The 24,854-nt window shown below is 33.0% G+C and carries 24 protein-coding genes and 2 tRNA genes; 17 read left to right on the forward strand and 9 right to left on the reverse strand.

The window, feature by feature from the left end; genetic code table 11:
* Positions 1 to 516, forward strand: a complete 516-nt coding sequence (locus tag OEW74_RS01135; protein WP_265426735.1) for a hypothetical protein — start codon at positions 1 to 3, stop codon at positions 514 to 516.
* On the opposite strand, the gene OEW74_RS01140 is transcribed toward OEW74_RS01135, so the two are convergent.
* Both OEW74_RS01140 and surE read right to left on the reverse strand, forming a co-directional pair.
* Complete coding sequence (locus OEW74_RS01140; RefSeq protein WP_265426736.1) at positions 497 to 1,282, reverse strand: GNAT family N-acetyltransferase; 786 nt, start codon at positions 1,280 to 1,282, stop codon at positions 497 to 499. The genes OEW74_RS01135 and OEW74_RS01140 overlap by 20 nt on opposite strands.
* Positions 1,282 to 2,052, reverse strand: coding sequence for a 5'/3'-nucleotidase SurE (gene surE, locus OEW74_RS01145; protein WP_265426737.1), 771 nt, complete (start codon positions 2,050 to 2,052; stop codon positions 1,282 to 1,284). Before surE ends, OEW74_RS01140 begins: the two co-directional genes overlap by 1 nt.
* A 143-nt stretch (positions 2,053 to 2,195) precedes the next feature.
* Here surE and OEW74_RS01150 point away from each other — a divergent pair, with 143 nt between their 5' ends.
* On the forward strand, positions 2,196 to 4,325 hold the full coding sequence (locus OEW74_RS01150; RefSeq protein ID WP_265426738.1) for a carboxy terminal-processing peptidase: 2,130 nt from the start codon (positions 2,196 to 2,198) through the stop codon (positions 4,323 to 4,325).
* 66 nt (positions 4,326 to 4,391) lie between these two features.
* On the opposite strand, the gene OEW74_RS01155 is transcribed toward OEW74_RS01150, so the two are convergent.
* A complete protein-coding gene (locus OEW74_RS01155; protein ID WP_115949404.1) occupies positions 4,392 to 4,895 on the reverse strand; it encodes a superoxide dismutase family protein in 504 nt (167 codons plus the stop codon).
* A 277-nt stretch (positions 4,896 to 5,172) separates the two neighbouring features.
* Here OEW74_RS01155 and OEW74_RS01160 point away from each other — a divergent pair, with 277 nt between their 5' ends.
* The 8 genes from OEW74_RS01160 to OEW74_RS01195 all read left to right on the forward strand — a co-directional run bounded on the left by OEW74_RS01160 (position 5,173) and on the right by OEW74_RS01195 (position 12,688).
* Positions 5,173 to 7,395, forward strand: coding sequence for a TonB-dependent receptor (locus tag OEW74_RS01160; protein WP_265426739.1), 2,223 nt, complete (start codon positions 5,173 to 5,175; stop codon positions 7,393 to 7,395).
* A gap of 297 nt (positions 7,396 to 7,692) precedes the next feature.
* Positions 7,693 to 8,340: a hypothetical protein gene (locus tag OEW74_RS01165; RefSeq protein ID WP_265426740.1), complete on the forward strand. Its 648-nt coding sequence runs from the start codon at positions 7,693 to 7,695 to the stop codon at positions 8,338 to 8,340.
* 260 nt (positions 8,341 to 8,600) lie between these two features.
* Positions 8,601 to 9,914: a 2TM domain-containing protein gene (locus OEW74_RS01170; protein ID WP_265426741.1), complete on the forward strand. Its 1,314-nt coding sequence runs from the start codon at positions 8,601 to 8,603 to the stop codon at positions 9,912 to 9,914.
* Between the two features lie 5 nt (positions 9,915 to 9,919).
* Positions 9,920 to 10,219 (forward strand): 2TM domain-containing protein, encoded by a 300-nt coding sequence (locus tag OEW74_RS01175; protein ID WP_265426742.1) that lies wholly within the window; start codon positions 9,920 to 9,922, stop codon positions 10,217 to 10,219.
* Position 10,220: 1 nt separating this feature from the next.
* The gene (locus OEW74_RS01180) at positions 10,221 to 10,787 is read left to right on the forward strand and encodes a methyltransferase family protein (protein ID WP_265426743.1); all 567 of its coding nucleotides are present in this window, start codon (positions 10,221 to 10,223) and stop codon (positions 10,785 to 10,787) included.
* Between the two features lie 510 nt (positions 10,788 to 11,297).
* Entirely contained in the window at positions 11,298 to 11,594 is a 297-nt protein-coding gene (locus tag OEW74_RS01185) for a 2TM domain-containing protein (protein ID WP_265426744.1), read from the forward strand.
* Positions 11,595 to 11,620: 26 nt separating this feature from the next.
* A complete protein-coding gene (locus tag OEW74_RS01190; protein ID WP_265426745.1) occupies positions 11,621 to 11,893 on the forward strand; it encodes a 2TM domain-containing protein in 273 nt (90 codons plus the stop codon).
* 51 nt (positions 11,894 to 11,944) lie between these two features.
* Positions 11,945 to 12,688 carry a LytR/AlgR family response regulator transcription factor gene (locus OEW74_RS01195; RefSeq protein WP_265426746.1) on the forward strand — a complete coding sequence of 248 codons (744 nt, stop codon included), beginning with the start codon at positions 11,945 to 11,947 and terminating at the stop codon, positions 12,686 to 12,688.
* A 63-nt stretch (positions 12,689 to 12,751) separates the two neighbouring features.
* Here OEW74_RS01195 and OEW74_RS01200 read toward each other — a convergent pair whose 3' ends face one another.
* Together OEW74_RS01200 and mnmA are read right to left on the reverse strand one after the other, a co-directional pair.
* Positions 12,752 to 12,955: a hypothetical protein gene (locus tag OEW74_RS01200; RefSeq protein WP_265426747.1), complete on the reverse strand. Its 204-nt coding sequence runs from the start codon at positions 12,953 to 12,955 to the stop codon at positions 12,752 to 12,754.
* A 235-nt stretch (positions 12,956 to 13,190) separates the two neighbouring features.
* Positions 13,191 to 14,378: a tRNA 2-thiouridine(34) synthase MnmA gene (gene mnmA / locus OEW74_RS01205; protein WP_265426748.1), complete on the reverse strand. Its 1,188-nt coding sequence runs from the start codon at positions 14,376 to 14,378 to the stop codon at positions 13,191 to 13,193.
* A 154-nt stretch (positions 14,379 to 14,532) separates the two neighbouring features.
* On the opposite strand from mnmA, the gene OEW74_RS01210 reads away from it, so the two are divergent.
* Positions 14,533 to 15,060, forward strand: a complete 528-nt coding sequence (locus tag OEW74_RS01210; protein ID WP_265426749.1) for a hypothetical protein — start codon at positions 14,533 to 14,535, stop codon at positions 15,058 to 15,060.
* A 211-nt stretch (positions 15,061 to 15,271) separates the two neighbouring features.
* Here the strand turns inward: OEW74_RS01210 and OEW74_RS01215 are convergent, their stop codons facing one another.
* Positions 15,272 to 17,800, reverse strand: coding sequence for an ATP-dependent Clp protease ATP-binding subunit (locus tag OEW74_RS01215; protein ID WP_265426750.1), 2,529 nt, complete (start codon positions 17,798 to 17,800; stop codon positions 15,272 to 15,274).
* Between the two features lie 151 nt (positions 17,801 to 17,951).
* Here OEW74_RS01215 and OEW74_RS01220 point away from each other — a divergent pair, with 151 nt between their 5' ends.
* The 5 genes from OEW74_RS01220 (at position 17,952) to OEW74_RS01240 (ending at position 21,815) form a co-directional block, all read left to right on the forward strand.
* Complete coding sequence (locus OEW74_RS01220; RefSeq protein ID WP_265426751.1) at positions 17,952 to 18,176, forward strand: uroporphyrinogen decarboxylase; 225 nt, start codon at positions 17,952 to 17,954, stop codon at positions 18,174 to 18,176.
* On the forward strand, positions 18,176 to 19,273 hold the full coding sequence (locus tag OEW74_RS01225; protein WP_265426752.1) for a glycosyltransferase family 4 protein: 1,098 nt from the start codon (positions 18,176 to 18,178) through the stop codon (positions 19,271 to 19,273). The genes OEW74_RS01220 and OEW74_RS01225 overlap by 1 nt, the downstream gene beginning before the upstream one ends.
* Positions 19,274 to 19,535: 262 nt before the next feature.
* On the forward strand, positions 19,536 to 19,955 hold the full coding sequence (locus OEW74_RS01230) for a SufE family protein (RefSeq protein WP_175623311.1): 420 nt from the start codon (positions 19,536 to 19,538) through the stop codon (positions 19,953 to 19,955).
* Between the two features lie 2 nt (positions 19,956 to 19,957).
* Positions 19,958 to 20,923, forward strand: coding sequence for a glycosyltransferase family 9 protein (locus OEW74_RS01235; RefSeq protein WP_265426753.1), 966 nt, complete (start codon positions 19,958 to 19,960; stop codon positions 20,921 to 20,923).
* Between the two features lie 4 nt (positions 20,924 to 20,927).
* Entirely contained in the window at positions 20,928 to 21,815 is an 888-nt protein-coding gene (locus OEW74_RS01240; RefSeq protein WP_265426754.1) for a glycosyltransferase family 2 protein, read from the forward strand.
* Between the two features lie 42 nt (positions 21,816 to 21,857).
* Here OEW74_RS01240 and OEW74_RS01245 read toward each other — a convergent pair.
* The 3 genes from OEW74_RS01245 to OEW74_RS01255 all read right to left on the reverse strand — a co-directional run bounded on the left by OEW74_RS01245 (position 21,858) and on the right by OEW74_RS01255 (position 23,324).
* A tRNA-Val gene (locus OEW74_RS01245) sits at positions 21,858 to 21,932 on the reverse strand.
* A gap of 30 nt (positions 21,933 to 21,962) precedes the next feature.
* Positions 21,963 to 22,037 (reverse strand) — tRNA-Val (locus OEW74_RS01250).
* Between the two features lie 42 nt (positions 22,038 to 22,079).
* Positions 22,080 to 23,324, reverse strand: a complete 1,245-nt coding sequence (locus OEW74_RS01255; RefSeq protein ID WP_265426755.1) for a bifunctional folylpolyglutamate synthase/dihydrofolate synthase — start codon at positions 23,322 to 23,324, stop codon at positions 22,080 to 22,082.
* Between the two features lie 182 nt (positions 23,325 to 23,506).
* On the opposite strand from OEW74_RS01255, the gene OEW74_RS01260 reads away from it, so the two are divergent.
* Positions 23,507 to 24,853, forward strand: coding sequence for a TolC family protein (locus OEW74_RS01260; RefSeq protein ID WP_265426756.1), 1,347 nt, complete (start codon positions 23,507 to 23,509; stop codon positions 24,851 to 24,853).
* Position 24,854: the final 1 nt, after the last annotated feature.

The raw sequence follows: 24,854 nt of genomic DNA on the forward strand, positions 1-24,854 counted from the left end.
ATGAAATTTATAGAAGAAGTAAAATCAAAGAGAAACTTTGAATCCTTTCTGATAATTTATTTTTTGACTTTTATGATATCAACTGTTTTTTCTTTAATTCTTTTTGATAATATAAAAGATTTACAGAATGAATTTAGCATTTCATTGGTAATCAAAAGTTTATTTTTCATTATTTGTTTGATTTTTATTTGGTTTTTCTTTATAAATATCCATACACAGATTTTGATAACAAAAAATGGAATCACTATAAAAAAGTTTTTTAAAACTAAATATTACGATTTTGAAGATTTAAATTTATATTTTGAAAGGCTAGAGCCATCAAAATATAAAGACTATAAGGGTTTGTTTATAGTAAAAGGCAATGAGGTAGTTGAAAGAATTTCAAGCTTTGATTACTCAAATTATGAAGAATTAAAGCATAGTCTTAAACTTGAAGAAAATAAAAATGTAAGAATTAATTCTTTAGATATCTTAAGACTTATGTTCGGACAAGTAGTTAAGGTTTCAAAAAGATAATTTTTAGAGAATAGAATTTATTTTTAGCGGAAGTTTCCAAGTCTTGAATTTTTCGTTCTTTTGTTTCAAGACAAAAGGACAATATAAAGGGCATAAAAATTATCTTTTCACACCCCCATAAATTTATTTTACCTCTCAGATCAAAACCTAATTTTTCATAAAGTTTCTTTGCTCCGAGATTGCTTTCAGCGACATGCAGGAATGGTGTTTTACCATCTTTAAATATTGTATTGGAAACAAATGCAACCAACTGTTTGGCAAAACCTTTTCCCAGATAATCTGTGTCTGTGATAACGGCGCTTACTTCCGTCATGTCATTCATCTGCATTCTTTGCCCAGTTACAGCAACGAGTTTTTCGTCTTTAAAAATTCCAAAATATTTTCCTAATTCCGGAGTTCTGTTTTTAAAATAATGCGGATAAAACTTTTTAACAAAAGCTAATAACTCTTCGTGGTTTTCATTCTGAAGTTCAATGACTTCATCAGTATAGTCGAGTTCAATTTTGTTTTCTAAAACATATTGATCACAAACAAGCTGAGATATTTCTGTTTTAAATTCTCCTAAATCTGGTTTATTTCCGAAAATGAGAAAATCATCACAGATTTTTAAATATTCTGTGATGTCTTTTTCTTTTGCGACGTTTGATGAACCTCCGAAAGCGGCGACTTCAGGATTGTAAAACTTAGAATCTCCGAAGTTTAAGCAAAACTTTTCATGATATTCATTAAGTGAATGATATACAGGATTGTCTAATTTTTCGTACATTATTTAAAATCCATTACTTCACGAAGGGTGTTCATATATTCATAAGCGGTCATATCAAACTTCACCGGAACAATTGAGATATATCCGTTTGCCAAAGCTGTTTCGTCTGCATCTTCAGATTCATCCATATTGTTGAAATATCCGGTTAGCCAGTAATATTTTTTACCATGCGGGTTGATTCTTTCATCAAAACTTTCTTCCCATTTTGCATGAGCCTGTTTGCAGATTTTTACCCCTTTTATTTCTTCTTTTAAAAGCTTGGGAATATTTACATTAAGCACAACTCCTTTAGGCATTGGGTTTTCTAAAGTTTTTCTTACAATTTCCTGAATATATTCTTTTGCCTGCGTAAAATCTGCTTCCCAACTAAAATCTAAAAGTGAAAAACCTATCGAAGGAAGACCTTCTACACCGCCTTCTACAGCTGCAGACATCGTCCCCGAATAAATTACATTGATAGAAGAGTTTGCCCCATGATTGATTCCCGATACCACAAGATCTGGTCTTCTTGGAAGTATTTTATCTAAAGCCATCTTCACGCAGTCAACAGGAGTTCCGCTGCATGAAAAATCTTTTTGTGGGCCTCCAAGCTGTACTTCTTCATAGCTTAAGGTCGAGTTTATCGTGATTGCGTGACCTTTTCCGCTTTGTGGAGAGTTGGGAGCAACCACAATTACTTCCCCTATTTCATTCATAAATTCTACAAGATTTCTGATACCCGGAGCTGTAATACCGTCGTCATTTGTTACCAGAATAAGTGGTTTTTCCATAAAAATTTAATTTTAACAAAATTACTTAAAACTAATTGATAATTGTAAATAAGGTATTAAATTTGATAGTTTGTAACAGTCATTTAATAAATGCTACTTATTATATGATTTAAAAGAATTTAATAAAAATATATTACAGATTTATGTGGAAAAATTTTAAGCTAAATAAATTTCTACTCTTTATTCCATTAACAAGTCTTATGTTTTGTTTCAACTCGCCAAAGAATGACGATGAGAAAATGCAGACGATAATGGTAAGCGTTAAAAATACTCTTTCTTACTTACACTACAGTCCAAAACCTATCAATGATGCCTATTCAAAAGATGTTTACAAGCATTATTTTGAAATGATCGATCCTGGGAAAAGATATTTTCTTCAATCTGATATGAACGAATTTGCCAAGCACGAAACAAAGCTTGACGATTATATCAATCAGGGGGATTTGCAGTTTTATAAGCTGACAATTGATAGATTATATCAAAGAGTAGATGAAATCGATAAAATCACCCAAGAGATTTTCAGCAAGCCAATTAATTTGGAAGAAGACGAAACGCTTACTTTGGAATCTAAATTGAAAAAAGTTCCTGCAGATCAAAAGGAGCAGTATAATGAGTGGAAAAAATTCATCAAATACAATATTCTTCAGGAAATTGAATCGATGAACAGCAAAGAAGAAGCTCAGAAAGAAAAAAAAGATTCAGTTCAGAAGTTTAAGCTGAAAGATACCATTAAACTTGAGATTCTTAGCCCTCAGCAAAAGTTGACAAAAGCTACAGACGAGGTAAAAGATTTGGTGAAAGAAACCTTTACCAGATTCAAAAAAAGAAAAAAAATGGACTGGTTTTCGGTGTATATGAATGCTTATACAGAAGTTTTCGACCCGCACACCAATTATTATTCTCCAAAAGATAAAGAAGATTTTGATACTCAGTTTAAAGGAAAAGTGATCGGAATCGGGGCTATTATTCAGGAGAAAAAAGGAAATCTTTATTTAGGTGCATTAACGATCGGGGCTCCGGCTTGGAAATCTAAAAAACTTTCAGAAGGTGATAAAATCTTAAAAGTAAAATCTAAACCGAAAGAAGATCACGTAAACGTTGTGGGAATGCTTTCTGATGAGGCAGTTCGTTTGATCAGAGGAGAAAAAGGAACTCCGGTTACTTTAACGGTTCAGAAAAAAGATAAAACGATTGTAGAAGTAACGATGATCCGTGAAGAAGTGGCTATTGAAGATACTTTTGCGAAAAGTATTATTGTAAATTCTCCAAACGGAAAAAAATACGGATTCATCAATCTTCCAAGCTTTAATGCAGATTTCGAAGATGAAAAAGGAAGAAATGCTTCTGATGACATCAAAAACGAAATCATCAAGTTGAAAGCTCAGAATATTGAAGGAATTGTTTTAGACCTTAGAAATAACGGTGGTGGTTCATTAACGGAAGTTGGTGATATCATGGGATTATTTATGAATGCAGGTCCTTATGTTCAGGTAAAAGACGGAAACGGAAAAATTCAGACATTAAAAAACAAGCAGGAAACTCCAATCTGGACGGGCCCTTTAGTAATTATGCAGAATGAAATTTCAGCTTCGGCTTCAGAAATTTTAGCTGGTGTAATGCAGGATTACGGAAGAGCAATTATTGTAGGTTCGCCACAATCTTATGGTAAAGGAACGGTACAAACTTTTGTAGACCTAAACAGATTCTTAAATAGTGAAGACGATTTCGGATCTTTAAAACTGACGATTCAGAAGTTCTACAGAATAACCGGAGAATCTAATCAGAGAAAAGGAATTGTTTCTGACGTTCAGATGAAAGACTTCTTTACTTATGCAGAAATTGGGGAAAGATATGATGATTTTGCTTTAGCTTGGGACAAAATTCCGAGTGCTACTTTCCAAAAGCTGAGTTATTTTGATGTTAAAGCTTTAGAAAAAGCGAGCAACGACAGAATGGCAAAAAATGCAAACTATCAATTGTTGCTTGAGTCCGCTCAATGGAGAGAGCAATTAGACAAAGAAGAGACCATTACTTTAAATATCAATAAGTTTAATGACTTGATGAAACACAGAAAGTCTCAAATTGAAAAGTTTAAAAAGCTTACGAAATTTGACAACGGATTAAAATTTGAAATGTATCCTGCAGAGATCGAAAGAGAGAAGAAGGATGAGGTTTTCAAGAAGAAATCTGAAATGTGGATCAAGAACCTTAGAAAAGATTCTTACCTTCAGGAAGCGATGAATATCGTTGCAGATATGAAGGCTAAAGTTTAAGATTATATTATAAAAAAGCGGCGCTAATCGAAGATTAGCGCCGCTTTTTTGTTAAGAATAGAGAAGTTATTTAATTTCTATACAACCCACTCTTCCGCCCGCATTTCCTGTTGGCTGCGTCATAAAATCGTCTTTATCAGCATGAATGATGATTCCTTTGCCGATAATGTTTTTAGATTCATCTACACAGTCTAAACACCATTTATCAGTTTTAAAAGTCAATTTTGCTTTTCCGTCAGTTCCGGCTTCCAGATTTCCGATATCTCCCATGTGGAAGTGTTCAGAACCCCATTTTCCGTGATCATTTTTACCGGGATTCCAATGTCCGCCTGCAGAAGTCGCGTCCGGAGCGGAACAATCGCCTTTTTCATGAATGTGTACCGCATGAATTCCCGGTGTAAGATTCGTTACTTCCAGATCCATAACCACTTCATTTCCGTTTTGAGTAAATTTTGCCGTTCCGCCTGTTTCGGTTCCGCTTTTTGCCAGAACGTTGTAGGTTTTACTAGAACTGCATGATGCTGCAAATAAAGCGCAACTGGCTAATAATGTTAATGTTTGTAGTTTCATAAATTAATATTTAAATGTTGTGACGATAAATTTAATAAACAATTTCAGAACCATTTATGATTTGAAATTATTTAATACATAGTAACAATCTTGATACCGAAATGGGTTTACAAGAGACTTTTACATTTGCTTTCAATGAATATTACGTTTTATAAAAGCAGTCCTTTTAAATTAAAAAATCAAAAAAAGCGATTCAGTTTGCAAATTCTACAGCTCAGTAACAAAAAATTTAAAGGCATTAAAATTCATCCTATTTTTGATTCGAATTAAAACAGCTATGAAAACAAAACTATTATTTCTCATCTCTTTTTTCTCTTTTGCTCTGAGTTTTTCTCAGACAAAAATTACAGGAAAGGTGACTTTTAAAAATAAAGGAATAAGCCAGATTAATGTGACATTAAAAGACACTTACGACGGTGCAACAACAGATTCCGACGGGAATTTCTCTTTCGAAACTTCTGAAAAAGGTAATCATGTCTTGACTTTTGTTCATCCGAAATACAATGAAATTCAGAAACCGATTTTAATTGAAGATAAAGATATTTCCGTAAATGCCGAATTAAAAGAACAAATCAACGAGATTGATGCAGTCGTGATTTCTGCAGGTTCTATCGAAGCGAGTGACAGAAAAAGAGCAACTGCTTTATTGACGCCGATTGATATTTACACAACAGCAGGAGCCGACGGACAAATTTCTTCAGCTTTAACTTATCTTCCCGGAGTTCAGAAAGTGGGGGAAACCGAAGGCTTATTCGTTCGTGGAGGAACAGGTACCGAAACCAAAATTTTTATGGATGGAAGTCTAATCAACAATTATTTTTCCAGTTCGGTTCCCGGAATTGCTGGAAGAGACCGTTTTAACACCTCTCTTTTCAAAGGAAATATTTTTTCGAGCGGTGGATATTCTGCTTTGTATGGGCAGGCTCTTTCCGGAGCATTGATGCTCGAAAGTGTAGACCTTCCTGACCAGAGTTCTTATGATTTCGGGGTTTCTCCCATATTTTTAAATGGTAGTTTCCAGAAATTAGGTGAAAATAAAAATCATTCTTATGGTGCAAGTTTAGGATATTCTAATTTGGGTTTAATGCAGGAAGTTTTTAACTTTAATACTGACTTTATTGATGCTCCAAGAGGTTTTAATGGCGATGCAAATTTTAGGATCAAAACAAAATCCGGTGGATTTTTAAAATACTACGGAATGTTTGACACTAATAAAATGGGCGTAAAAACCGAAAGTTTAGAGCCCGGATACGATTTCGCCTTAGTGAGATTAAAAGGTGAAAATACTTACCATAACTTGTCTTTCAAGCAAAAATTCGGGAAGTATCTTTTCAATACAAGTGCTTCGTATTCTTACAATCAGTCAGATTTAAATTTTTCTACGGAAACCAATCAAACTGAATCGGAGAAAACAGAATTATTAAATGACGGAAATTATATCAATTTTAAAGCAGTTATCGATAGAAAAATCAATAAAATAAGTGCATTGCGAGGCGGATTTGAATTGAATTATGCCAATGAAAAACTAAACTTCGGTGAAGTCAATAAAAATTATCGTGATTTGATTTCTTCAGGTTTTGTGGAAACAGATTTAGGTTTCAGCAATAATTTATCAGCAAAAATTGGAGTAAGAGCCGAAAACTCTTCTTATCTGAATAAAAATAATTTGGCACCGCGTTTTGCTTTGGCTTATCGTCTGGCAAAAGATTGGACCACCTCTTTCGCTTACGGATTGTTCTTCCAAAATACTGAAAGTAAATATATTAACTCATCTGCAAATTTAGGTTTTCAAAAGTCACAGCATTACATTTTTCAGGTTCAAAGGTCTACAGAAGGACGAAGCTTGAGGTTTGAAGCTTTTTATAAAAAATATGATGAATTGATTAAAACTCAGAATATTGTTCCGAATTCCAGTCAAAATCAACAAGTCCAAACTGCTTTTAATAACAACGGAAATGGTTTCGCAAAAGGACTTGAAGTATTTTGGAGAGACAAAAAAACATTTGAAAACATCGATTACTGGATCAGTTATTCGTTCCTGGATTCTAAAAGAGATTTCCTGAATTATCCGGTAAGTTTAAAGCCCAATTTTGCTGCTGAACACACGCTTTCTGTGGTCGCCAAAAGATTTATCCCGGAATGGAAAACCGGAGTCAATCTTTCTTACACTTATGCAAAAGGACGACCTTATTACGACATCGTGACACAAAATGATATCAATATTATAAGAAATCAAGGAAGACTGAAAGATTACAACGCGCTGAACTTAAGCTTTAATTATCTTCCGAATCTTGGTAAAAAAGACTCAAAAGCATTTACTATTTTCGTTTTAAGTATTTCAAATGTTTTAGGTACTAAAAATGTTTACGGATACAATTTTTCACAAAACGGAAGCCAAAGTTCAGCAGTTGTTCCGCCCGTCAATACTTTTGTTTTTGTTGGGATGTTTATCAGTTTCGGAGTAGATAAAACGCAAGATGCGATCAATAATAATCTTTAATAATATCTTAAAAAAATTAAACGACAATTCTTTTAACCGCAAAGTGAAACAAAGATTTAGTAATACATTTTTCAATATTTAAAGTTAAACAAAGGCGTTACACTTAACAACGAAATACTACTTTTGTTTTACCTCAATAAGCGAAGCGGCTTAGTTTATCTTAAAAATCAAAAATCAGAATATAAAAAAACTTAGTTTCACTTTGCGATTAAAACTAAAATTCAAATAACTAATAATTTTAAATCCTTATCCCGAATTCACTTCAAATAAAAAATAACATTAAACAATTTAGAAATTATGAAAAAATACATTTTAAGTTTTGCTTTAGCTTGTATGAGTTTATTATCTTTTGCTCAGGCTAATTATGAAAAAGTAATGACCGAGAAAATCGCAAAAATTGAAACCTGCAAAACACGGGAAGACTTTCAGGTTTTAGCCAACGATTTTCAGAGAATTGCCGATAAGGAAACCACAAAATGGCTACCCAATTATTATGCTGCTTTTTCTTACATCCAAAAAGGAAGAGTATTGATGAGAGAAGGAAAAATGCAGGATATGGATATTGTTGCAGATCAGGCTCAAAAATTTATTGATGTCGCAGAAAGTATTGAAAAAGAAAATTCTGAGATTCATTTGCTTCAAAAAATGGTTTATTCATTGAAAATGATGGTCAATCCGCAGGAAAGATACATGACTTTTGGAGTGAAAGCTCAGGAAGAACTTACGAAAGCTGAAAAATTTGACCCAGCTAATCCAAGAGTAACGCTTATAAAAGCGGAAGATATTTATTTTACACCGGAGCAATACGGAGGAAGCAAAACAAAAGGAATGGAAATGTTTAAAACTGCTTTGGAAAAATTTAATTCTTTTAAACCAAAAACAAATTTGAGCCCGAATTGGGGAAAAGGAGAAGCGGAATATTTTATCAATCAGCCGACAAAGTAATCGCGAATCTTTTAACTTACAATTAAATGTTATATTTCTAGCAGATTTTACAGATTAAGCAGATAAATAAAAGAAAAAAAATCTGCAAAATTTGCCTAATCTGCGAGATATTAATTAGCCCTTTCAACATTTCTAATGCTGAAAGGGTTTTTAAGATTTCAGAACTTTTTATTACAGTTCGGAATAGAAAAGTAACCTTTCAGTGAGAAAAAATTTTCACAGAGTTTAATAAAAGCTAATTTTGAAGTATAAATTAACCAATGAAACGTAAAGATTTTATCATATTATTTTGGGTGTCTTTGGCAACTACTCTGATTTTCTTTTTCCTTTCGACGAAAGAAAAAAATCTTGAGAATTTCTCGCTTACCTTATTTATTTCAGTGATGTATTCTTTTTTGATAGGAACTGGAAATGGCTTGATTAATAGCTTTCTCAACAAAAATGTTCCTTGGTCTGAAGCGACAACCAAAAGAGCGATTTTAAGCATTGTTTCAATTCTTATTGCCAATTTTATTTTGGTGTATTTCTGCAACTACATCAACTTTGTTGTTATTCAAAAAGTAGCTACAACAGAAGCATTTTTCTCAGGAAAATACAATTTTATCAATTGGTTTATGGTGAATGTTGCTTTGCTGATTTCGGCTTTTCTACACGCTAAAAGTTTTATGGAAGAACTTAAAAGATCTTCCAAAAAAGAAGTGGTTGAGCAGAAATTAATCGCAAAATCTGCCAATGCCCAATTTGAAAGTTTAAAAAACCAGCTTGATCCGCATTTTTTATTTAATTCTTTAAATGTTTTAAGCTCGTTGATCGATGAAAATCCTAGCCAGGCTCAGAAGTTTACTGCTTCAATGTCAAAGATTTACAGATACGTTTTGGAGCAGAAAGATAAAGAATTGGTGACGATTGAAGACGAAATAGAATTTGCAAAAACTTATTGCGGTCTACTGAAAACAAGATTTGAAGACAGTGTTAATTTTATTTTTGATGTAAAAGAAAATGATTTACGACGATTTGTAGTTCCGCTTTCTCTGCAATTGCTTTTGGAAAATTGCATCAAACATAATCTGGCAACATCTTCAAAACCTTTGCTGATCAGAATTTTTACGGAAGGAGGTACTTTATGCATAGAAAATAATCTGCAAATCCGTGAACAGATCAAAGAAAGTGCAGGAATAGGTTTGGCAAACATTGTACAACGCTATTCTTTATTGACGAAAAAAAATGTTTTTATTGAAAAATCTGAAGATTATTTTAAAGTAAAACTTCCGATCTTATCTGAAAAACCAAATACTGAAAAGGTTGATGCAAAAAGCCAGGATAAAGCTTATGAAAGAGCTAAGAAAAGAGTAAAAGAAATAAAAGGTTTTTATGGGAATCTTATTTCATATTGCACGGTTATTCCTTTCCTTATTTTTGTGAATTTTTATACTCAAAATCATTATTATTGGTTTTGGTGGCCGCTTTTAGGATGGGGTGTTGGTGTGGCTTCTCACGCATTTCAGGTATTTGGAATCGGGACATCTTGGCAGGAAAAAAAGATTCAGGAAATTATGGATAAACAGAAAAAATAGAAATCATGGAAAAATTTGACGAAAATGATATCAATTATCAACAGGCAAAAAGACAGGTAGAAAGATTGAGAGGTTTCTACGGGCATTTATTTTCTTACGTAGCTGTAAACCTTTTGATTGTTTATTATAACTACATCAATTTAAAACCAAATGAGAGCTATTTTCAGTTTAAAAATTTCATTACGGCTGTGTTTTGGGGAGTAGGTCTTTTGGCTCATGTATTGTTTGTTTTTTTACCTAAATTTAACTTTGCAAAAAAATGGGAAGAGAAGAAGATCAAAGAATTAATGGATAAAAATAAATAGAATGAATGCATTATATCTGCTTTTTTACGTTTCGATTGCTGCATGGTTTTTAAGCGAAATTTATTACAAGCAAAAATTTAAATCAGAAACGAAAGACCAAAAGAAAGATAAATCTACACTCAATATTTTGTGGGTAGTGATTATTCCGTCGGTTTTTACGGCGGTAACCATTTCTAATCTTACTTCTTTTCCTATCAGAAACCAATATTGGATTTTATACTTAGGTGAGTTTTTAATTGTGATTGGAGTCATTTTCCGTTGGATCATCATTAAATCTCTCGGAAAATTTTTCACGGTAGATGTTTCAATTAGAGAAAATCATCAGATTAAAAAAGAAGGTTTTTACAGATTGGTAAGACACCCTTCTTATTCGTTTGCGCTTCTTACGTTCTTGGGTTTAGGATTATTTCTAAATAACTGGCTCTCTCTGTTTATTGCTTTTGTACCGGTATTTTTAGCATTTTCATATCGAATTAAAATTGAAGAACAGGTATTAATTCAGCAATTCGGAAATGAATATTTAAAATATAAACAAAAAACAAAAAAGCTGATTCCGTTTATTTATTAACTTCAATGTAGATTAAATAATAAGTATAAGTGATTTATTATAAGTGTTTTATCTTTTTAACGCAAAGTTTGATTTTCATAAACCTTATTTTTAAGGAGCAAAGATGAATCAATAAATTGATTTTTATGAAGTTTTCGTTTTATTCAAGCTTCATCAGCGACTTTGTCGCCATTCTTTGCTCCTTAAAATAATAAGCTTAGAAATTAAAATCTTTGCGTGGAAAAATTTTACAGAGTTATAAGCTATTCAAATGTTAGCAAAACGAGAAATGAAAGCTCTGTCTTTTATGAACTTTTAAAATACCTTTTTTCAATCATTTCTTCTATCACTTTTTGCGGTAAAAAAAACTTTAACAAATAAAGTAAATTCCCGATTTCAGTTGAGTCGGGATTTTTGCTGTTCAGTCGATATTTTCCACGGTTCAGTAATATAAAGTTGATTTGAGGTTGATTCTTGACCTAAATTTGCCTCAAGAAAACAAACAAATATTAATTTTAAAAATAAAAGATCATGGAAAATCTATCATTAAACAAAGAAAACTTAGCGTACAGAAAAGCAGCAAAAAGAGTAAAAGACTTAAAAGGATTTTATGGTAATCTTACTTCATATTGCTTGGTTATTCCTTTTTTATTGATTTTAAATCTAATGACAGCGCCAAATCACTTATGGTTTTATTGGCCAATGTTGGGATGGGGATTGGGTCTTGCGTTACACGCTGTAAGTATTTTTGGAATAGGTAAAAACTGGGAAGAGAAAAAAATAAAAGAATTGATGGAGCAGGAAAGATTAAATTCAAAATCACTTTAAATAATAATCATTAAAAAATTAATACAATGGACTATAATAGCGCACAACAAAGAGTAAAAAAACTGAAATCATTCTACAAAAACTGTATGTGGTTTGCAATCGTTGCAGGATTTATTCTGATTAGAAACTTTATGAAATATAATGGGACAGATCATAATTTTCAAGGATGGTTTATTCTGACAATATGGGCAATCATTTTAGGAGTGAAAGCTGTAAATCTGTTTATATTTGATTCTGAATGGGAAAATCAGATTCTGGAAGAAGAACTTAAAAAATCGAAAAAGCCAATTAATTTTTAAAACTAAAAAGATTTAATTATTTTTATTTAAAATTAAACTAAAAGCCAAGTAATGATTAAAACGGTCATCATCGAAGACGAGAAACCTGCCGCAAGAAAATTAGAAAGAATGTTGAGTCTTTTTCCTGATTTGCAATTGGTTGCCAACCTGGAATCTGTGGAAGAAGCAGTAAGCTGGTTTGCCGAGAATGAGCATCCGCAACTTATCTTTTCAGACATCGTTTTAGGAGACGGTCTTTCGTTTGATATTTTTGAAAAAATCTCTACAAAAGCTTTTATTATTTACACCACGGCTTTTGATCAATACACGTTGAAGGCTTTTAAACTCAACAGCATCGATTATCTTTTGAAGCCTATTATGGAGGAAGATCTTTCCGGAGCTATTGAAAAATTCAAATCATTTATTCCTTCAGATAAATCGGTTAACTCGCAAGAAATTAAGCAATTAATTAAAAAGGAAAAAACGATTCTGTCGAGAATTTTGGTAAAGATCGGTTATAATCTGAAGATCGTACAGACCCCGGAAATCAGCTGTTTTTTCAGTGAAAATAAAATTGTTTATCTGCAGACTCAGGATCGGGTTTATCCTTCAGAATTTACTTTAGATGAATTAACAGATGTGCTTGATGATAAGAAGTTTTTCCGTGTCAACAGGCAGTTTATTATCAATTCAGATTACATCAAAAATATTCATACTTCGCCCAATTATAAAGTGGAGCTCAATTTTCAGCCAAAAGAAGAAATTACAGTGAGCCGTGAAAGGGTAAAAGATTTTAAAGATTGGTTGGTTAATTAACTTTACTTAAAAACTAAATCTTATAAAAAAAGAGGTCTGAATCTCTTCAAACCTCTATTTAATTTATTTCTGAATTTCTTTTTCCGGTTTATAACCATATTTTTCAACCAAAATATAAGTTAAAACTACCAAAATAATGCTTATCGTTAATCTTGAATTTTCTGGATGTACAATTTCCTGATAAAGATTGTATCCTAAAGTTGAAGAAACTACCGCAATTAAAATTTGGTTGACGTAAGCGTACTGATTTTTTAAAGTCGTTTTCATGATAAATATTTTTAATTGTTATTTACTGAGTAAGTATCACAATCTGAAATATGTTACAGAAAACTTTTATATTAAACCGAATGCGAGTTAACCGCTTTTAATGCAAATTTTCTTTTTAAGGAACAAAGGTGTTGGCTATATTCAAGCTTCATCAGCGACTTGTCGCCATTCTTAGCTCCCTAAAATAATAGGCTTAAAAATTAAATCTTTGCGTTAAAAATAATTCAATATTAAATTACGAAATCACGCCGCTTCCAATCAATTCATCATCAATGTACCAAGCTGCAAATTGCCCTTCAGCAATCGCAGATTGAGGTTTTTCAAATTCCACAAAGAAACTATTTTCAAACTGATAAATTGTAGCTTTCTGAAGCTCTTGTCTGTAACGGAATCTCGCCATCACGTCCATCGATTCTCCATTTTTTAATCTTAGATCTTTGCGAACCCAATGTAACTCAGAATTATCAATCTTTAGTGCTTTTTTATGCAATCCCGGAAAGCTATGACCTTCGCCAACGAAAATAATATTGTTTTCCATGTCTCTCGATACGATAAAACAACTTTCTTTATGTCCGCCGATTCCTAGCCCTTTGCTTTGTCCGATCGTGAAAAACTGAGCACCTTGATGCTTTCCGATTACTTTTCCGTCAGCTTTTTTATAATTAATTTTTTGGCTTAAAAATTCTAATTCTTCCTCTTTAGATGAAAAACTTGGCGTTTCTTGTGCGAAAAGGGGAGAATCTTTGAAAATCTCTACAATTTCACCTTCTTTTGGAACCAATTGCTGCTGCAAAAACTGTGGTAAACTTACTTTTCCGATAAAACAAAGTCCCTGAGAATCTTTTTTATCTGCAGTTACCAAACCAATTTCTTTGGCAATTTCTCTTACTTCGGGTTTCGTCAGTTCACCAATTGGGAACAATGCTTTTGACAATTGATCCTGATTTAGCTGACAAAGAAAATAAGACTGGTCTTTATTGTTGTCTTTTCCTGCCAACAAATGAAAGATTTCTTTTCCGTTTTCATCAAAAGTAGAATCTACTCTTGCGTAATGTCCTGTCGCCACTTTATCCGCACCTAAAGACATTGCCGTTTTCATAAAAACATCAAATTTTACTTCTCTGTTGCACAAAACATCAGGATTGGGAGTTCGTCCTTTCTGATATTCATCAAACATATAATCAACGATGCGCTCTTTGTAAAGTTCGCTCATGTCGATCACCTGAAACGGAATTCCTAATTTTTGGGCAACCATTAAAGCATCATTACTGTCCTCGATCCAAGGACATTCGTCTTCTAAAGTTACCGAAGCATCATTCCAGTTTCTCATAAAAAGAGCAACCACTTCATGCCCTTGTTGTTGCAGCAAATACGCTGTAACACTCGAATCTACGCCTCCGGAGAGACCTACTACTACTTTCATATATTCAATTTTACGAAACTCTTAACGGGAGTTCTTAGTTGAGCCGCAAAATTACGATAATCCTATTCACAAAAAAAATGATAATTTTATACATCGATAAAAACGATAGTAGCACGAAATCGTTGTTTAAGTGTTCACCAAAAAAATATTTAATATGAAAAAACTATTTATTTCTTCACTCATCCCTATTTTCGGATTAGCATTTTCCCAAGTTGCAATAGGAACACCCACTGCTGAAACCAATAAATGGACTTTCGGTGGAGGATTAGGTGTTGGTTTCGGAAGCAATTCTTATTTTAATCTTCAGGTTGCACCAAGAGTGGGATATCGACTGACAAATGATTTGGAAGCGGGTTTAATTGGAAGTGTTTCCTGGCAGACTTCAGATTTTTATAAATCTACGATGTTTGGTTTTGGTCCTTTTGTCAATTATTATTTTGCAAGATCTTTCTTTGTGAGTGGAAATCTGCAACATTTTTTCATCAATTATGAAGACAAATATTACGATTTCAAAGACAATCAGCAAGAGACTGCTTTATATTTAGGCGGTGGTTATATGCAGCAGATCGGGAATAATTCTTTTATGCAGATTGGTTTGATGTACAATGTTTTGTATAAAGAAAATAGTAGTGTTTTTTCTGGCGGATTGATTCCTAGTGTCGGCTTTGTGGTTGGACTTTAAGGTTTCCCACAGATTTCACGGATTTTCACTGATGATTGAGAATAGAAATCTAAATCTTTAAATTATATTCTCGCGGATTTGCTGATTAAGCAGATCTTTTAACAGAATAATCTATGAAAATCACTGCAATCTGTGGGAGAAAGTTCAACATAAAACAAAAAAGCATCGAGAATTTCCCGATGCTTTCATTATTTATTTTAAAAGTTGACTATTAAGAAGATTTCTCAGCAGACTTTTTTGTCTTCTGTGTTTTTCCTTCTAATCCGTCTTTAGCTTCATTTACATCTAAAGTTACCGTTTCGCCTTCAGTTAATTGTTTGTTGACCAACATTTCTGCCAATAGATCTTCAATATACTTCTGAATAGCTCTCTTCAATGGTCTTGCCCCAAAATCTTTGTCCCAACCTTTTTCTGAGATGAAATCTTTGGCTTCGGTAGTTAAATCCACTTTATAACCTAATTTTTCAAGTCTTGAATATAATTTAGACAATTCAATATCGATAATTTTAGAAATATCAGTTCTTTCAAGAGAGTTGAAGATCACAATATCATCAATTCTGTTCAGGAATTCCGGAGCAAATGCCTTTTTAAGCGCATTTTCAATTGTACTTCTTGTTCTTGAATCTGAAGATGTTTTCTTCGCATTTGTTCCAAAACCTACACCATCACCAAAGTCTTTGATGTCTCTTGTTCCGATGTTTGAAGTAAGGATGATAATTGTATTTCTAAAGTCAATTTTTCTACCTAAACTGTCTGTTACATGACCTTCATCTAAGATTTGCAACAAGATATTGAATACATCCGGATGCGCTTTTTCAATCTCATCTAAAAGAACAACTGCATAAGGTTTTCTTCTAACCGCTTCAGTTAATTGACCACCTTCTTCATATCCAACATATCCTGGAGGCGCACCAACCAATCTAGAAACTGCAAATTTCTCCATATATTCACTCATATCAATTCTGATCAATGCTTCGTCAGAATCGAAGAGTTCTCTTGCCATTACTTTTGCAAGCTCAGTTTTACCCACACCGGTTGTTCCTAAGAAGATGAATGTTCCGATTGGTCTGTTTGGATCTTTCAGTCCGGCTCTGTTTCTTTGGATAGCTTTCACTACCTTTTTCACAGCATCTTCTTGTCCGATAACTTTTCCATTCAGGTTATTATCCATTCCGGCTAATTTATCTAGCTCATTTTTACCAACTTTTGTTACAGGAACGCCGCTCATCATAGAAACTACTTCTGCAACACTTTCTTCAGATACGGTTTCTTTTTTCTCTTTTACATCTTTATCCCATTGATCTTGGGCGGAATTCAATTCCATTTGTAAACGCTCTTCTTCGTCTTTCAGCTTTCTTGCTTCCAGATAATCTTGTGCTTTTACAGCTTTCTGTTTTAATTCTTTGATGTTTTCAATTTTCTTTTCAAAATCGATAATGGCAGTAGGAACTTTCATGTTTTTAATGTAAACACGAGATCCCGCTTCGTCCATCGCATCAATCGCTTTGTCCGGCAAGAATCGGTCTGTAATGTATCTTGATGTCAAATTGACACAAGCCAAAATTGCTTCCTCTGTGTAAACTACATTGTGGTGTTCTTCATATTTATCCTTAATCTGATTCAAAATCTGAATCGTTTCATCGATAGAAGTTGGCTCCACCATTACTTTCTGGAATCTTCTTTCTAAAGCTCCATCTTTCTCAATATACTGACGGTATTCATCAAGAGTTGTGGCACCAATACATTGAATTTCGCCTCTTGCTAAAGCAGGTTTAAACATATTGGAAGCATCTAAACTTCCTGTAGAACTTCCCGCACCAACAATGGTATGTAATTCGTCAATAAATAAAATGACATCACGGTTCTTTTCAAGCTCCGTCATGATGGCTTTCATTCTTTCTTCAAACTGACCACGGTATTTTGTTCCGGCAACCAAACTCGCTAAATCTAAAGTGATTACTCTTTTACCAAAAAGAACTCTTGAAACTTTTTTCTGCTGGATTCTTAAAGCCAAACCTTCAGCGATGGCAGATTTACCAACACCCGGTTCACCAATCAACAACGGATTGTTTTTCTTTCTTCTTGATAAAATTTGTGAAACTCTTTCTATTTCTTTCTCACGACCGATAACAGGATCTAATTTTCCGTCTCTTGCCAAAGAAGTAAGATCTCTACCAAAATTATCTAAGGTTGGAGTTTTACTTTTTGAAGAACCTAAATTTCCTGTAGGCTTTCTCATCTGCTCAAATTCTTCTCTGTCATCATCATCATCGTAAGCCGAATTCTGAGGTGCCTGTCCCGAATTTTTAAGCATTGTTTGATATTCTCTTGAAACTCCTTCATAATCAATATCATAAGCTCCTAAAATACTTGAAGTAGGGTCTTCATATTTATATAAAATGCCCAAAAGCAAGTGGACGGTATTAATCTCGTTGCTTTTGTATTGTCTGCACTCTAATTCTGCACGCTTAATGGAATGATCTGCCATTTTGGTGAATGAAATATTGGTGGCTTCCTCAGAAATAGGATTTAGACTTGCTGTATTTAAAGTTTCAATTTTTCTTCTGATCTGTGTTAAATCGGCATTAAGCCCTTGAAGGATTTCTTTTGCAGAGTTTTCTGTTTTTATAATACCTAAAAGTAGATGTTCTGTATTAAGAAATTCACTTTTCAGACGCTTAGCTTCATTTTTGCTTTGCTTGAACACTTGGCTCAAACCTTGTGAAAACTTATAATCCATAATATATCTCGTTAGAATAAAAGCAGAATTGCTTTATATTCAATATCTAAATTACAAATATTTTACCAAAAAACAATTAATGACTTTATGGCAGAAAAATATTTTTTATCTTATTGAAAATGACTAAGTTTGTTGTCCTTAAATATTCCCCATGAGTCCTGAGATTATCAATTATATTGGCTATGCTGCTTCAGTTTTTATCGTTTTGAGTTTCATTTTAAAAGATTTAACCAAAATAAGGATTGTTAACTGTATAGGTTGTCTCTGTTTTGTCATCTATGGAGTTTTCAGTGGAATGCTTTGGCCGGTTATTATTCCCAACGGAATTATTTGTTTTGTGCAGATATATCATTTATTGATTTCAAAGAAGAAATAATGGCTCGAAAAAAAATATTAATTTCTGCATTCAGTAATCTTTATACCGACCAAAGAATCGAAAAAGTCTGCAAGACACTGTATGAAAACGGGTATGAAATTGAGTTAATAGGAAATGATTGGGGTGGAGAAGAAGCAATGACCCGACCATACAATTTTTCAAGAATAAATATTGTTTCTAAAACCTTAAAAACTGCCTATTTTGAATTTAACTGGAAGCTTTATTGGGAACTTTACGGAAAAGCAGATCAAAATACCATTCTGCATGCCAATGATTTGGATGCTTTGCTGCCCAATTATCTTTTAGCTGAAAAATTAAATATTCCTTTAATATTTGACAGTCACGAAATTTTTTCTGAAATGCCGGCTGTTCAGGGAAAAATGTCTCAAAAATTGTGGCGTTATCTGCAGAATAAAATTGTTCCGAATTTAAAATTCATGATCACGGCAAGCGGAAGCTATGCAAAATGGTTTCAGAATAAATACGGAATCAATCCAACCGTTGTTCAGAATACGCCAAGAAAAATTGATTTTTCAATAGAAATTCTCGAAAATAATCCGAAAATATTTTTATATCAAGGAGCCATTAATCCTTTTCGCGGTATTGATAAAGCCATTTTGGCAATGCATCACCTCGAAAATGTGATTTTTAAAATTGCTGGTGACGGCCCTAAAAAGAAAGAATATGAAGATTTGGTTTTAAAAGAAGGTCTTCAGGATAAAGTTCAGTTTTTAGGAAAATTGCTCCCAGAAGATTTAAGGAAAATCACATTAACAGCAGATGTTGGTATGAGCATCGAAGAAAATGGCGGCGAAAGCTATGAGTTTTCACTTCCTAATAAGGTTTTAGATTGTATTCAGGCTAAAGTTCCTTTAATTTTATCTCCACTTCCTGAAATGCTGAATATTAAAAATCAGTTTGATGTTGGCGAAATTATCAAAAATCATCAACCCGAAAATATAGCTGCAGCAATACATTTAGTTTTAGATAAAGGAAGAAAAAACTATCAATCTGAACTGAAAAAAGCTTCCGAAATTCTTTGTTGGGAAAATGAAGAAGTGAAATTATTGGAAGTTTTTGAAAAAGCATCTTTTTGATTTTATTTTTTATCGCAAAGTCAAACAAAGTTTCAATAAAAATATCTCGTTTTTAAAGTTAAACCAAGCCGTTTCACTTATCAATGTAAAACAAAATAGTATTTCGAAAATAAGCGAAGCGCCTTTGTTTATCATAAATTGTTGAGAAAAATATTTGTCTAAACTTGCGTTTAAAATCAAAAAGTATAATTCATTTTCAGATAAAATCAGTTTTAAATTATCTTTTTTAAATTAATTATCTTTGCGGAAAGAAAGTATAGAAATGACCATTAAAGAAAAACAGCAGGAAATAATCGACGAATTTGCATTTCTTGAAGACTGGGAACAGAAATATGAATACATCATAGATTTGGGTAAAGAACTGAAAGGTCTTCCGGATGACAAGAAAACCGATGAAAACTTAATCAAAGGTTGCCAAAGCAAGGTGTGGATTGATGCTGAATTTAAAGATGGAAAACTATTTTTCAATGCAGATTCTGACGGAATTCTTCCAAAAGGAATCGTTTCTTTGCTGGTAAGCATTTACAGCGGTCATTCTACTCAGGAAATTCTTGATTCTGATTTTGAATTTATTTCTGAAATTGGATTGCAGGAATTTTTGTCTCCTTCAAGAGCCAACGGATTGATGGCGATGACCAAGCAAATTAAATTTTATGCAGTCGCATACCAACTGAAATCTTAGTTGTGACCAGAATTTTAGCATACCGTTTTTCCGCTTTTGGTGATGTCGCTATGACAGTACCAGTTTTTCGGGAGTTTTTAGAACAAAATCCTGAAGTTGAAATTGTGATGGTTTCACGAAATAATTTTGAGAGCTTATTTGCTGATATTCCGAATGTTATCTTTCATGGGATTGACCTTGATGATTATAAAGGCTTTCTCGGAATAAGAAGGCTGGGTAAAGAATTATTAAAATTATATCATCCAGATTATATTGCTGATTTACATGATGTTATCCGGTCTAAAATCTTAGATAAACTTTATGTGAGAAAAGGTTTAAGGGTTTTTAAAATTAACAAAGGAAAAGAGGAAAAAGAAAACCTAACCAATGTTTGGAATTTAGATAAAACTCAGCTGAAAAGAACGGTAGAACGTTATGCAGATGTTTTTCGGGATATGGGTTTTAAAGTTGAACTTTCGCATCAGTTAAGACCAAAATCCAATCAAAAATCAGGAATTGGTTTTGCACCATTTGCTCAACATAAAGGAAAAATGCTTCCTTTAGAGAAGTCTTTTGAACTCGTAAAAATTTTAGCAGAAAAACATAAAGTTTACTTTTTTGGAGGCGGAAAAAAAGAAACAGAAACTCTCGAAAATTGGGAAAGACAAATTCCAAATACGGAAAGTTTGGCAGGTAAACTGGATCTTTCAGAAGAATTGAACAGAATTTCTCAACTTGAAGTAATGATTTCGATGGATTCAGCTAATATGCATTTATCCAGTATTGTTGGGACTCGTTGTGTTTCAATTTGGGGAGCAACTCATCCTTATGCCGGATTTTTAGGTTTCGGACAAAGCGAGAATGACGTGGTTCAGATTAATGATCTTACCTGTAGGCCTTGTTCGGTTTTTGGTGATAAAGAATGTTACCGTGGTGATTGGGCATGTTTGGAAGAAATCAACGTACAACAGATTATAGAAAAAATTTAACAGAATGAAGATTTCTGTTTGCATTCCGGTTTATAATTTTGATGTAAAAAATCTGGTTATTGCTCTTAGAGCAGAAATTCAAATTAATCAAATTGATGCCGAAATTATTCTTATTGATGATGCTTCAGACGACAGCTTCAGTGAGATTTATAAAGAAGCTTCGACTTATGCAAACCAGTTTATTTTCCTTGAAAAGAATATCGGGAGATCTAAAATCAGAAATTTATTTTTAAAGCATACAGAAGGAGATTATCTGCTTTTTTTAGATTGTGATGTTAAAATCGATGACACTGATTTCCTTAAAAACTATTTACAAGAAATAAAGCAGGATAGGGAAGTTAAGGTTATTTATGGCAATTTCAAAATTGATCATTCTTACTCAAAAACCTTACGAAATAGATATTCTGTAGAAAGAGAAATTTTTTCGGGTGATCGAACATTAGATTTTTCTGTTTTTAAAACCGTAAATTTTATTATTCAGAGAGAAACCTTTAGGAAGTTTTCTTTTGATGAGACTTTGGCTCATTATGGTTATGAAGATTATGTATTCGCAAAAAAAATGGAGCTGGCTCATGTAAAATTTTCTGCAATAAATAATCCAGTAATACATATTGATGATACTTCTAATGAAACTTTCTTAGTTAAGACAGAAACAGCAATCAGTTCATTATTTCAGCTTTCTCAAGATGTAGAAAATGAAAAATACATTAAAGATATTAAAGTCTTTCGTGTGGCTAGAAACATAAGAAATGCTGGTTTTGGCAAAACTCTTATCTTTTTGTATGAAAAGCTTCTTAAAAAGATGATTCTCAAAAATCTATTGTCGGAGAATCCAAAAATAAAATACTTGGATATTTACAAATTAGCTTTATTGCTGAAAAAAATGAAATAATATAAAAACAAAAAAATCTCCCTTAAAAAAGAGAGATTTCTGTGGGTCCTGAGGGATTCGAACCCCCGACCCTCTGGGTGTAAACCAGATGCTCTGAACCAACTGAGCTAAGAACCCGATTTTTTTGAAAGGTTTCGTTCCTTTTTGTGGGCGATGAGGGATTCGAACCCCCGACCCTCTGGGTGTAAACCAGATGCTCTGAACCAACTGAGCTAATCGCCCTCTTCAACGTTGCCGTTGTTTAGAGTGGTGCAAATATACGACTTATTCGCAAATCTCCAAATTTTTTTCTAAAAAATCTCCAACTACAAAGTTGCTTCCGCCAATAAAAATCATTTCTTCATTTGTACATTCTTGTTTTGCAGAAAGATACGCTTCTTGTACTGAATCGAAAATTTTATAATTTATTTTTGATTTTTTTAATAAATCTTCATAGTCTTTAGGATATCTTCCTCTGTTGATGGATGGTTTTGCAAAATAAAACTTAGAATTTTCAGGAAGTAAGCCCATTACATCATCTATTTTTTTGTCATTGACAAAACCTAAAACAACGTGCTTGTGCTTTTCAATAGAATTTAATTGCTCAAAAACCGATTCTAAGCCAGCCTGATTGTGCGCAGTGTCGCAAATCGTCAAAGGGTTTTGAGAAAATTCAAACCAACGACCGATAAATCCGGTGTTTTGATGAACGTTTAAAAGTCCGTTCTTGATATTTTTATCCGAAATACTGTAATTTAATTTTCTTAATTCTTCAACTAAGCTTAAAACAACTTTAATGTTTTTATTTTGATAATTTCCTTTCAAATCTGATTTTAGCTCAGTTTTTAAAACAGTAGCATCAATAAATGGTGCGTTTTCTTTAGTTGCTTTGTCTTTAATAATGTTTTTTACGATTTCATTATCATCTCCGAAAATAATCGGCGTATCTGTTTTTATAATTCCTGCTTTTTCGAAAGCAATTTCTTCAATGGTATTTCCTAAGATATTCTGATGATCGAGTTGAACATTCGTAATCGCTGCAACCAAAGGCTGAATAATATTGGTTGAATCTAATCTTCCACCTAAACCGACTTCAATAATGGCAAAGTCTACATTTTGTTGAGCAAAATATTCAAACGCCATAATTGTGGTAAACTCAAAAAAAGAGGGCAGGATATCTTCAGGAAGCTTTTTTAATTTTAAAATAAAATTATAGACAAACTCTTTATCGCAATTTTTACCATTAACTTTAATTCTTTCTGTGAAATCAATAAGATGTGGAGAGTTATATAATCCTGTTTTGTAACCCGCCTCCTGAAGAACCGAGGAAAGCATATTGCTGGTAGATCCTTTTCCGTTGGTTCCTCCAATGTGAATGCATTTTATTTTGTCTTGCGGATTATCAAAAAAAGCGCAGAGCCTTGTAATATTTCCAAGTCCTGGTTTGTATGCTTTTTGTCCATCTATCTGATAGTTTGGCGCCTGAACGAAAAGCCATTCTACAGCTTCCTGATATTGTGCGTTTGTCATGGTGCAAAATTCTCAAAACTTTCATTAAAATGAAACAATAATTTTCTAAATCTGTAACTTTTTTGCAATCTTTACGTCTAATTTGAATAAAGCCAATTTGAAATCGTTATTTGGAAGCTTTTTCACCGAAAAAATAAATTGAAAATAACGGTTCCATTTGAAAAAAAATTAAATATTTCCTTATGAAAAAAGTTTTGACGGTTGTTTTGGGATTAGCCTTTATAGGATTAAATGCTCAGCAGAAATGGTCTTTGCGTGAATGTGTAGACTACGCAGTAAAGCACAATCTTCAGGTGATTCAGAATGAATATTCAAAACAGATTCAGGATTCTAATCTTAAAATTGCCCAGAGAAATTACCTTCCTTCGGTAAATGCGAGCATGGGAAATAATGTCAGTTTCGGGCAGGCTTCTTTAGGAACCACAAGTATTCGAAACGATCAATTCAGTAATTCGGCAAACATTGGAGCTGATATTTTAATTTACAATAATGGAAGGCTTGAAAAAACAATCAGGAAATCTCAGTTTGATGTAGAGGCAAGTCAATATGATATTGAAACCATTAAAAATGATATTTCGCTTCAGATTGCTCAGCAATACTTAACAACCTTGCTCAACAAAGAGATTGTGAAAATTTCTCAAAGCGCGGTAGACAATGCAAAAAAACAATTTGATAGAGCAAAAATAACTACAGAAGTAGGTACAACGGCTCAAACAATTGTTGCAGAAGCAGAAGCAGCTTGGGCAAGAGAAAAACAAAATTTAAAGACAGCCGAAATCAATGTAGGAAGAAGTCTGTTTGCTTTGGCACAATTGCTTCAGTTAAAAGACTACAAAGATTTTGATGTGGAAGATGTGGAAGTTGATGATAAATTAACTCCTCAATTATTTTCTGTAGATGATGTTTTAAATTTAGCCTACGAAAATCAACCCCAAATAAAAGCAGCACAAAGCAGAATAAAATCTGCAGAAGCTCAAACAGAAGTTACTAAAACAGCATTTTGGCCTACGCTTACTGCGAGTGTAGGGGTTGGAACTTTTTATAGGAATTTATTGAATACAGATAATGCAGGGTATGACCAATTTGGAAATGCCACCAAAGAGCCTGGTTTTTTCCAGCAGTACAAAGATAACTTTGGGCAGCAAGGTGGGATCAGTTTAAATATTCCTATTTTCAATAAAGGAATTACCAAACTTCAGGTAGAGCAGTCAAAAATTAATGAAAATATTGCTAAAACTACTTTAGAACAGCAAAAACAAACTGTAAGGCAAAGTGTTCAGCAAGCTCAGTTTGACGCAGATGCTAATTATGAAGTGTATCTTGCAGCAGTAGAGGCCGAAAAAAGCACAAAATTGGCTATGGAATTTGCAGATAAAAGTTATGCAGCGGGTCGTACCACAATTTATGATTTAAATATTGCCCGAAACAATTTTGCCAATGCGCAAGGCTCGGTTCAACAAGCGAAATTTAATTATCTTTTCAGTCTTAAACTATTGAATTTCTATTCAGGTATTCCGCTAACTTTGTAAA

It is taken from the genome of Chryseobacterium sp. YIM B08800 (assembly GCF_026163565.1).
Taxonomy (GTDB): Bacteria; Bacteroidota; Bacteroidia; order Flavobacteriales; family Weeksellaceae; genus Chryseobacterium.

What these genes read in the sequence shown, in the direction of transcription:
- OEW74_RS01135 (WP_265426735.1), top strand. Translation starts at nt 1, where the DNA reads ATGAAATTTATAGAAGAAGTAAAATCAAAGAGAAACTTTGAATCCTTT.
- OEW74_RS01140 (WP_265426736.1), bottom strand. Translation starts at nt 1,282, where the DNA reads ATGTACGAAAAATTAGACAATCCTGTATATCATTCACTTAATGAATAT.
- surE (WP_265426737.1), bottom strand. Translation starts at nt 2,052, where the DNA reads ATGGAAAAACCACTTATTCTGGTAACAAATGACGACGGTATTACAGCT.
- OEW74_RS01150 (WP_265426738.1), top strand. Translation starts at nt 2,196, where the DNA reads ATGTGGAAAAATTTTAAGCTAAATAAATTTCTACTCTTTATTCCATTA.
- OEW74_RS01155 (WP_115949404.1), bottom strand. Translation starts at nt 4,895, where the DNA reads ATGAAACTACAAACATTAACATTATTAGCCAGTTGCGCTTTATTTGCA.
- OEW74_RS01160 (WP_265426739.1), top strand. Translation starts at nt 5,173, where the DNA reads ATGAAAACAAAACTATTATTTCTCATCTCTTTTTTCTCTTTTGCTCTG.
- OEW74_RS01165 (WP_265426740.1), top strand. Translation starts at nt 7,693, where the DNA reads ATGAAAAAATACATTTTAAGTTTTGCTTTAGCTTGTATGAGTTTATTA.
- OEW74_RS01170 (WP_265426741.1), top strand. Translation starts at nt 8,601, where the DNA reads ATGAAACGTAAAGATTTTATCATATTATTTTGGGTGTCTTTGGCAACT.
- OEW74_RS01175 (WP_265426742.1), top strand. Translation starts at nt 9,920, where the DNA reads ATGGAAAAATTTGACGAAAATGATATCAATTATCAACAGGCAAAAAGA.
- OEW74_RS01180 (WP_265426743.1), top strand. Translation starts at nt 10,221, where the DNA reads ATGAATGCATTATATCTGCTTTTTTACGTTTCGATTGCTGCATGGTTT.
- OEW74_RS01185 (WP_265426744.1), top strand. Translation starts at nt 11,298, where the DNA reads ATGGAAAATCTATCATTAAACAAAGAAAACTTAGCGTACAGAAAAGCA.
- OEW74_RS01190 (WP_265426745.1), top strand. Translation starts at nt 11,621, where the DNA reads ATGGACTATAATAGCGCACAACAAAGAGTAAAAAAACTGAAATCATTC.
- OEW74_RS01195 (WP_265426746.1), top strand. Translation starts at nt 11,945, where the DNA reads ATGATTAAAACGGTCATCATCGAAGACGAGAAACCTGCCGCAAGAAAA.
- OEW74_RS01200 (WP_265426747.1), bottom strand. Translation starts at nt 12,955, where the DNA reads ATGAAAACGACTTTAAAAAATCAGTACGCTTACGTCAACCAAATTTTA.
- mnmA (WP_265426748.1), bottom strand. Translation starts at nt 14,378, where the DNA reads ATGAAAGTAGTAGTAGGTCTCTCCGGAGGCGTAGATTCGAGTGTTACA.
- OEW74_RS01210 (WP_265426749.1), top strand. Translation starts at nt 14,533, where the DNA reads ATGAAAAAACTATTTATTTCTTCACTCATCCCTATTTTCGGATTAGCA.
- OEW74_RS01215 (WP_265426750.1), bottom strand. Translation starts at nt 17,800, where the DNA reads ATGGATTATAAGTTTTCACAAGGTTTGAGCCAAGTGTTCAAGCAAAGC.
- OEW74_RS01220 (WP_265426751.1), top strand. Translation starts at nt 17,952, where the DNA reads ATGAGTCCTGAGATTATCAATTATATTGGCTATGCTGCTTCAGTTTTT.
- OEW74_RS01225 (WP_265426752.1), top strand. Translation starts at nt 18,176, where the DNA reads ATGGCTCGAAAAAAAATATTAATTTCTGCATTCAGTAATCTTTATACC.
- OEW74_RS01230 (WP_175623311.1), top strand. Translation starts at nt 19,536, where the DNA reads ATGACCATTAAAGAAAAACAGCAGGAAATAATCGACGAATTTGCATTT.
- OEW74_RS01240 (WP_265426754.1), top strand. Translation starts at nt 20,928, where the DNA reads ATGAAGATTTCTGTTTGCATTCCGGTTTATAATTTTGATGTAAAAAAT.
- OEW74_RS01255 (WP_265426755.1), bottom strand. Translation starts at nt 23,324, where the DNA reads ATGACAAACGCACAATATCAGGAAGCTGTAGAATGGCTTTTCGTTCAG.
- OEW74_RS01260 (WP_265426756.1), top strand. Translation starts at nt 23,507, where the DNA reads ATGAAAAAAGTTTTGACGGTTGTTTTGGGATTAGCCTTTATAGGATTA.